General features: G+C 73.4%; 6 protein-coding genes. 3 read left to right on the forward strand and 3 right to left on the reverse strand.

Going from position 1 to position 8,630, the window contains the following annotated elements; all coding sequences use genetic code 11:
* Positions 1–170 precede the first annotated feature (170 nt).
* The gene (locus ACZ4UX_RS33240; protein WP_329486942.1) at positions 171–875 is read right to left on the reverse strand and encodes an HAD family hydrolase; all 705 of its coding nucleotides are present in this window, start codon (positions 873–875) and stop codon (positions 171–173) included.
* 145 nt (positions 876–1,020) lie between these two features.
* Positions 1,021–4,524, reverse strand: coding sequence for a methionine synthase (metH, locus tag ACZ4UX_RS33245; protein ID WP_465709352.1), 3,504 nt, complete (start codon positions 4,522–4,524; stop codon positions 1,021–1,023).
* Positions 4,525–4,778: 254 nt separating this feature from the next.
* Here metH and ACZ4UX_RS33250 point away from each other — a divergent pair, with 254 nt between their 5' ends.
* Complete coding sequence (locus tag ACZ4UX_RS33250) at positions 4,779–5,756, forward strand: glycoside hydrolase family 18 protein (protein WP_465709353.1); 978 nt, start codon at positions 4,779–4,781, stop codon at positions 5,754–5,756.
* 10 nt (positions 5,757–5,766) lie between these two features.
* Here ACZ4UX_RS33250 and ACZ4UX_RS33255 read toward each other — a convergent pair whose 3' ends face one another.
* Positions 5,767–6,285, reverse strand: coding sequence for an SRPBCC family protein (locus tag ACZ4UX_RS33255; RefSeq protein WP_329486945.1), 519 nt, complete (start codon positions 6,283–6,285; stop codon positions 5,767–5,769).
* 156 nt (positions 6,286–6,441) lie between these two features.
* Between ACZ4UX_RS33255 and ACZ4UX_RS33260 the strand changes: the two genes are divergently transcribed.
* Both ACZ4UX_RS33260 and ACZ4UX_RS33265 read left to right on the forward strand, forming a co-directional pair.
* A complete protein-coding gene (locus ACZ4UX_RS33260) occupies positions 6,442–7,254 on the forward strand; it encodes an SGNH/GDSL hydrolase family protein (RefSeq protein WP_465709354.1) in 813 nt (270 codons plus the stop codon).
* 275 nt (positions 7,255–7,529) lie between these two features.
* On the forward strand, positions 7,530–8,480 hold the full coding sequence (locus ACZ4UX_RS33265; protein WP_465709355.1) for a PAC2 family protein: 951 nt from the start codon (positions 7,530–7,532) through the stop codon (positions 8,478–8,480).
* The last annotated feature ends 150 nt before the right edge of the window (positions 8,481–8,630 follow it).

The following is an 8,630-nucleotide window of genomic DNA, read 5'->3' on the forward strand; positions in this document are numbered from 1 at the left end:
AGACCCCACCGATACCCGTACAGGTGACAGTTGGGACACGAGGGGGCGGTGTGGGCGCGACCATTCGACGAGTTGTCAGGCAATGCCCGTTTTCTCCCTGGGGACTCGCCGTGAGCGGACGGGGCCGACCACGTACCGGGCGGTAAGCGGTCTCCGCAATGAGACGACAATCACACTCGTGAGGCGACGAGCGAGCGGAGCAGTTCAAGATCGACGCCCTCCAGCGAGGGCAGCACCAGCCGCCCGGGAGCCGGCTCGATCGGCGCCACCGACGGCACCGCGATCACCGGGCAGCCGGCCGCCTCCGCCGCGCGGACACCGGTCGGCGCGTCCTCCACCACCACGCAGCGGCCCGGCTCCGCCCCCAGTCGCCGCGCCGCCTCCAGGTACGGGTCCGGGTGCGGCTTGGTGCGCGGCACCTCGTCCCCGGCGACCGTGAAGGCGAAGTGGTGGGCGCCCAGCGACCGCAGCACGATGTCGATCACGTGCCGGTGCGAGGCGGACACCAGGGCGGTCGGAACGCCGTGCGCGGCAAGGGTGTTGAGCAGTCGCTCGGCGCCCGGCATGAGTGGCACGCCGCCGCCCAGCAGGTCCACGAAGCGCTGGTTGATCAGGACGGTCAGATCGGCCGGCGCGAGGTCCACGCCGGTGGCGGCCAGCAGGTAGTCGATCACCCGGCTCATCGGGCCGCCGACCACGTGGGCGCGGTCGTTCTCGTCGAGCGTGTAGCCCAGCTCGGCGAAGAGCGAGGCCTCGGCCTGCCACCAGAGGTTCTCGGTGTCGACCAGCGTCCCGTCCATGTCCAGCAGCACCGCCTGGAGGCCCCGGCCGTCGCCGTGGTCGAGGGTCCGGGTGGCGGTGGAGATGGTGGTCATGGCGCGGGTCCTTCCGTCCGTGCCCCGGGGCGCTGCCCCTGGGGATGGCACAGGCCGGCCCGCTGGTGAGCGGACCGGCCCGTTCAGGATGATCCAGGATACGCCCCGGTCCGCCGAAAGGAACGAACGGTGCGCGACGCGGGGGTTACCGCGCGTTGAAGTACTTGGCCTCCGGGTGGTGGATCACGATCGCGTCCGTGGACTGCTCGGGGTGCAGCTGGAACTCCTCCGAGAGCACCACGCCGATCCGCTCGGGCCGCAGCAGCTCGGTGATCTTCGCGCGGTCCTCCAGCTCCGGGCAGGCCCCGTAGCCGAGCGAGAACCGGGCGCCCCGGTACTTCAGCGCGAACATGTCCTTGACGTCCTGCGGGTCCTCGCCGGAGAAGCCCAGCTCGAAGCGGACCCGGGCGTGCCAGAACTCGGCCAGCGCCTCGGCCAGCTGCACCGAGAGGCCGTGCAGCTCCAGGTAGTCGCGGTAGGAGTTGTTGGCGAACAGCTCGTTCGCCGCCTCGGAGATCCGGTTGCCCATGGTGACGACCTGGAGGCCCAGCACGTCCCGCTCGCCCGACTCCTCCGGGCGGAAGAAGTCCGCCAGGCAGAGCCGGCGCCCGCGCCGCTGGCGCGGGAAGGTGAAGCGGGTCCGCTCGGTGCCGTCCTCGTTGTGGACGATCAGGTCGTCGCCCTTGGAGTTGGCCGGGTAGTAGCCGTAGACCACGGCCGGCTCCAGCCAGCCCTCGGTCTGCAGCCGGTCCAGCCACATCCGCAGCCGCGGCCGGCCCTCGGTCTCCACCAGCTCCTCGTACGAGGGGCCCTCCCCGGTGCGCGCGGCCTTCAGGCCCCACTGGCCCTTGAACAGCGCGTCCTCGTCCAGCCAGGAGGCGTAGTCGGCGAACGGCACGCCCTTGACGATCCGGTCGCCCCAGAACGGCGGCTCCGGCACGGTGTTGTCGACCGAGACGTCCGAGCGGACCTGGCCGAGGTTGACCTCCTCCGGCTCCTCGACCTCGACCCGGGCGTGCCGGCGCTGCTTGAGCTCCGGCAGGGCCGCCCCGGGCACGCCGCGCTTGACCGCGATCAGCGCGTCCATCAGCCGCAGGCCCTCGAAGGCGTCCCGGGCGTAGCGGACCTCGCCCTCGTAGATCTCGTGCAGGTCCTGCTCGACGTAGGCCCGGGTGAGCGCGGCGCCGCCGAGGATCACCGGGTAGTCGGCCGCCAGCTTGCGCTGGTTCAGCTCCTGCAGGTTCTCCTTCATGATCACGGTGGACTTCACCAGCAGGCCGGACATCCCGATGACGTCCGCCCGGTGCTCCTGGGCGGCGTCCAGGATCGCCGAGACCGGCTGCTTGATGCCCAGGTTGACCACGGTGTAGCCGTTGTTGGACAGGATGATGTCGACCAGGTTCTTGCCGATGTCGTGGACGTCGCCCTTGACGGTGGCCAGCACGATGGTGCCCTTGCCCTCGTCGTCGGACTTCTCCATGTGCGGCTCCAGGTGGGCCACCGCGGTCTTCATCACCTCGGCGGACTGGAGCACGAACGGCAGCTGCATCTGGCCGGAGCCGAACAGCTCGCCGACCACCTTCATGCCGGCCAGCAGCGTGCTGTTGACGATCTCCAGCGCCGGGCGCTGCGCCAGCGCCTCGTCCAGGTCGGCCTCCAGGCCGTTGCGCTCGCCGTCGATGATCCGGCGCTGCAGGCGCTCCTCCAGCGGCAGCGCCGCCAGCTCCTCCGCCTTGGACGCCCTCATCGAGGTCGAGGAGACGCCCTCGAACAGCTGGAGCAGCTTCTGCAGCGGGTCGTAGCCCTCGCTGCGGCGGTCGTAGACCAGGTCCAGGGCGACGTCGCGCTGGTCCTCCGGGATCCGGGCCATCGGCAGGATCTTCGAGGCGTGCACGATCGCGGAGTCCAGGCCCGCCTCGACGCACTCGTTCAGGAAGACCGAGTTGATCACCATCCGGGCCGCCGGGCTCAGCCCGAAGGAGATGTTGGACAGGCCCAGGGTGGTCTGCACGTCCGGGTGGCGGCGCTTGAGCTCGCGGATCGCCTCGATGGTCTCGATGCCGTCCCGGCGGGACTCCTCCTGGCCGGTGCCCAGGGTGAAGGCCAGGCAGTCGACCAGGATCGAGCCCTCGTCGATGCCGTACTCGGTGGTGAGCTGGGCGATCAGCCGCTCGGCGATGGCGACCTTGGTCTCGGCGGTGCGGGCCTGGCCGTCCTCGTCGATGGTGAGGGCGATCAGGCCGGCGCCGTGCTCGCGGGCCAGCGAGGCGATCCGGCCGAACCGGGTGTCCGGGCCGTCGCCGTCCTCGTAGTTGACCGAGTTGAGCACCGCGCGGCCGCCGAGCGCCTCCAGACCGGCCCGCAGGACCTCCGGCTCGGTGGAGTCCAGCACGATCGGCAGGGTCGAGGCGGTGGCCAGCCGGCCGGCCACCTCCTTCATGTCGGCGACGCCGTCGCGGCCGACGTAGTCCACGCAGAGGTCCAGCAGGTGGGAGCCGTCCCGGATCTGCTCGCGGGCGATCTCCACGCAGGCCTGCCAGTCACCGGCCAGCATCGAGTCGCGGAACTTCTTCGAGCCGTTGGCGTTGGTGCGCTCGCCGATCGCCAGGTAGGAGGTGTCCTGGCGGAACGGCACCGCCTGGTACAGCGAGGCGGCCGAGGGCTCCGGGCGCGGGGTGCGGGCGACCACCGGGCGGCCCTGGACGCGCTCGACCACCTGGCGCAGGTGCTCGGGCGTGGTGCCGCAGCAGCCGCCGACCAGCGAGAGGCCGTACTCCCGGGTGAAGACGTCGTGCGCCTCGGCCAGCTCGGCCGGGGACAGCGGGTAGTGGGCGCCGTCCTTGCCCAGCACCGGCAGGCCCGCGTTCGGCATGCAGGAGAGGCCGATCTTCGCGTTCTTGGCCAGGTAGCGCAGGTGCTCGCTCATCTCGGCCGGGCCGGTGGCGCAGTTCAGGCCGATGTAGTCGACGCCCAGCGGCTCCAGCGCGGCCAGCGCCGCGCCGATCTCCGAGCCGAGCAGCATGGTGCCGGTGGTCTCGACCGTCACCTGGACCAGGACCGGCAGGTCCAGCCCCGCCTCGGCGAGCGCGCGCTTGGAGCCGAGGATCGCGGCCTTGGTCTGCAGCAGGTCCTGGCTGGTCTCCACCAGCAGCGCGTCGGCGCCGCCGGCGATCAGGCCGGCCGCGTTCAGCTGGAAGCCGTCGCGCAGCACCTCGTACGGGGCGTGGCCGAGGGTGGGCAGCTTGGTGCCGGGGCCGATCGAGCCGAGCACCCAGCGGGTGCGGCCGTCGGTGAAGGAGTCGGCGGCTTCCCGGGCGATCCGGGCGCCCGCCTCGGACAGCTCGAAGATCCGCTCGGGGATGTCGTACTCGCCGAGCGCCGAGAAGTTGGCGCCGAAGGTGTTGGTCTCCACGCAGTCCACGCCGACCGCGAAGTACGCGTCGTGGACCGAGCGGACGATGTCGGGCCGGGTGATGTTGAGGACCTCGTTGCAGCCTTCCAGGTTCTGGAAGTCCTCCAGGCTCGGGTCCTGGGCCTGGAGCATGGTCCCCATCGCCCCGTCGGCCACCACCACCCTGATGGCGAGCGACTCACGCAGCGCGTTCGCGCGGCTCTGCTGGGTGACGGACGGGTCGGCTGCAGTGGCCATGGGGCTTCTCCCTGGGTGCGACGGCTGTCGGCTTTGCACGCCCGCTGAATCGGGCACGCACGTCGCCAGGGTATCCGGCCGGTGGCATGGATCGGGTGACCATTTCGTATCCTGAGCACTCGCCGCGACGGGGGAGCGACTGCATGGCGGGTCGAAGCGCACGGATACGACGGCTCGGACGGGCCCTGGGGGCGGCGCCACGGGCGCTGCGGACGCGCTGGCGGGGGTGGTCCCGTTGGCGCAGAACCCTTGCCGTGGCGCTGGTCGTCCTCGCCGTCGCCCTGCTGCCGATCGGCTCCGCGGCGCTCGCCCTGCGGCTCCAGTACGCCGGTGAGCCCTCCCCCGAGGCCCGGACCCGCGGCAAGGACGCGGTCTGGCTGGGCCACGCCTGGGTGGACGGCCGAAAGGGTGACGCCGACGTCGCCGACCTCGCCCGGCGGCTCGCCGGGACGGGCGTGCGCGACCTCTACGTCCACACCGGCCCGCTGGAGCACGACGGCTCGCTGCCGCCCGCCGTCCACCCCCGGGCCCAGTGGTTCACCGAGGCCGCGCACCGCGCGCTGCCCGGCATCCGGGTGCAGGGCTGGCTGGGCGACGAGGTCAAGCCCGAGAAGGACGCCCTGGACCTGGAGGACGCGCCCACCCGGGACCGGGTCACCGCCGCCGCCCGCCAGGTGCTGGACCTCGGCTTCGACGGGGTGCACTTCGACATGGAGCCGATCCGCCCCGGCTCGGCCGGCTGGCTCGCGCTGCTGGACCAGGTCCGCCCGGTGACCGCCGGCCGCGGCGCCCGGCTCTCGGTGGCCGCGCCGCAGATCGACCCGCTGCCCTTCCAGCACGACATCGCCATCGCGCTCACCGACCACGGCAAGTGGTGGGACCAGGCGTACTTCACCGAGACCGCCCGCCGGGTCGACCAGGTCGCGGTGATGACCTACGACTCCAGCATGCCGACCGCGTCGCTCTACGGGGGCTACAACGCCTACCAGACCGAGCTGGCCCTGGAGGCCACCCCCGAGGACGTGGACCTCCTGATGGGCCTGCCGTTCTTCTGGGAGGACAAGTGGGGCCACTGGGGGCACGCCGAGACGGTGGACGCCGGCATCCGGGGCATCCGGCTCGGCCTCGGCCGGTACGACCTGCGGCGGGAGAACTTCGGCGTCGGGCTGTACGTGGACTTCGCCGCCACCGAGCAGAACTGGGCCGACTACCGGCGCGGCTGGGTCCGCTGAGGCGCCGCCGTCACGCCATCCGGTGCGCGAGGGCGCCCAGGTAGCGCCGGACGGTGGCGTCCTCGCCCAGCACGTAGTGCGAGACGGCGCGGTGGAGCGGCCGGTGGACCTCGCCGCGCTCGGTGACCGTCAGGCTGCAGCCCTGTCCGGCCGGCGTCAGCACGAGCGTCCAGGTGCCGCCGTAGGGCAGGTCCGGGTCGGCCACGCCGGTCACCAGCCGGTGCGGGGCCTCGCTCTCCAGCACCTCGTAGGTGGCGTGGCCGTGCGGGCCGTACTCGCGCCAGCGCGGCCGGCCGCCCGCGCCCTCCGGCAGCCGCTCGACGTGGGACAGGCCCGGGCGCCACGCCGGATAGAGGTCGACGTCGGTCACGACGTCCCACACCGCGCCCGGCGGCTGGTCGAGCTCCAGGCCGCCCTCGGTCACGTGCTCCACCGGCAGGCGCCGGCCCGCCGCCAGGGCCGCCAGCACCACCGCGCCGGCCCCGGCGGCCGCCACCACGCCGATGCCGATCCACCACCGTCCGTCCATCCGCCCGGCTCCTCACGCCCTGTCCGGCCCCTTCCTCCATCATCGCGCCGCCGCGCCGCGCGGGCGCGCCACGACTCTGCGTCACCACTCCGATACGATCCGTGCCCGATGGGCCGAGGCGGACCGCGCCCGGCCACCGGACCCCGGAGAACCGCCGTGCAGCGCCACCCGCTCCTCGCCGCCCTGGCCGCCGTCCCGCTCCTGCTCTGCGCCGCGCCGGCCGCCGCCGCGCCCGCCGACGCCCCGCCCCGCTACGCCGCGCTGGGCGACTCCTACGCCGCCGGGGTCGCGGCCGGCGCCTACGACCCGGCCGCCGGCGACTGCCACCGCAGCGCCAACGCCTACCCGGCGCTCTGGGCCGCCGACCACGGCGCCACCGGCTTCCTCGCCGCCGCGTGCAACGGCGCGACCACCGCGGACGTCCGCGGCGGACAGCTCCCGAAGGTCGGCGCGGACACCACGGTGCTCACCCTCACCGTCGGCGGCAACGACCTGGGCTTCGCCGGGGCGGCCGCCGACTGCCTCCAGCCGCTGACCACCGAGGCCCGCTGCGCCGCCACCCTGGACGAGTCCGGCCGCCGGCTGCGGGAGGAGCTGCCCGGCCGGCTCTCCACCCTGTACGACGACGTGCGGACCGCCGCCCCGCGGGCCCGGGTGGTGGTCACCGGCTATCCGCACCTGCTGCGCACCGGCACCACCTGCCTGATCGGCACCGATGCCCGCCGACAGCGGTTCAACGCGCTGACGGACGAGCTGGACGAGCTGATCCGCCGCGAGGCCGAGGCGCACGGGTTCGCCTTCGCCGACGTCCGGACGGCGTTCGAGGGCCACGGGGTCTGCGCGGGCGCGGGGCGGGAGTGGATCACCGGCATCGTGCTCCCCCGGCTCTGGGAGTCCTTCCACCCCACGCCCGAGGGGCAGTCCCTCGGCTACCTGCCGGCCGTCACCGCCGCGACCGGACCGCGCTGACCCCCCGGCGCCCGGCGGCCGCCCCGCGATCTTTCCCGGGGCGCCCAGGGCCCGGCGCGGCGATAACCGCTGGATCCCGGCGCCCCGCTCCCCCAGACTGTCCCGGTGCCCCGCCGGGAGGCGCATCAAAGCCCGTAGGCTGGGCAGGTAGGGAACCATGGAGCGAGGCGTTCCATGGGTGACGAGAGGTTCGACAGTCGGCAGCCGGACCGCCGGCGCCTCGGCAGGCCGGCCGGGGCGGGCACGTCCGACCGCCGACCGGAGGGAGACGCTGGGTGATCGAGCTGGAAGATGTTCCCGAGTTGATCGACCCGGTCATGGTCTGCGCCTTCGAGGGCTGGAACGACGCCGGGGACGCGGCCTCCGCGGCCGTGGCGCATCTGGACGACACCTGGGGCGGCAAGGTGTTCGCCGCCCTGGACGCCGAGGACTACTACGACTTCCAGGTCAACCGCCCCACGGTATGGCTGGACGGCGGCATCCGCCGGATCACCTGGCCGACGACCCGGCTCTCGGTGGTCCGGGTGACGGAGCCCGCGACCCGGGACATCGTCCTGGTGCGCGGCATCGAGCCCAGCATGCGCTGGCGCTCGTTCTGCAACGAGCTGCTCGGCTTCGCGCACGAGCTGGGCATCGAGCTGGTGGTGATCCTGGGCGCGCTGCTCGGGGACACCCCGCACAGCCGCCCCGTCCCGGTCAGCGGGGTCACCTCCGACCCGGAGCTGGCCCAGCGGCTGGACCTGGAGGAGAGCCGCTACGAGGGCCCGACCGGGATCGTCGGGGTGCTCCAGGAGGCCTGCACGCACGCCGGGGTGCCCGCCGTGACGCTCTGGGCGGCGGTGCCGCACTACGTCGCGCAGCCGCCGAACCCGAAGGCCACGCTGGCGCTGATCAACAAGCTGGAGGACCTGCTGGACCTGCGGATCCCGCCGGGCGAGCTCGGTGAGGACTCCCGGGCCTGGCAGCTCGGCGTGGACCAGCTGGCCGCCGAGGACACCGAGGTGGCCGAGTACGTCCAGCAGCTGGAGGAGGCGCAGGACACGGCCGAGCTGCCGGAGGCCTCGGGCGACGCGATCGCCCGGGAGTTCGAGCGCTACCTGCGGCGGCGGGAGAACGTCGGCCCGGCCGGTGAGAAGCCGGTCGCCGGGCACGCCACGGCGGAGCGGCCGAGCGAGCCCGAGCCGCCGGCCGCGCGGGAGAGCCAGGACGGCAACGAGGAGGACTGACCCCGCGGCAGCGGGAACGCCGGAGGGGGGGGGGGGGGGGGGGGGGGGGGGGCCCCCGGTGGGTTGCGGCTCCACGACAAAGGGCGAGCAAACGGTCCCACCGAGGGGGGGGAAAGGAAGGGGGATACAACGTGGTGGGTGCCTCGGGCA

The organism is Kitasatospora sp. NPDC028961, from assembly GCF_055564815.1.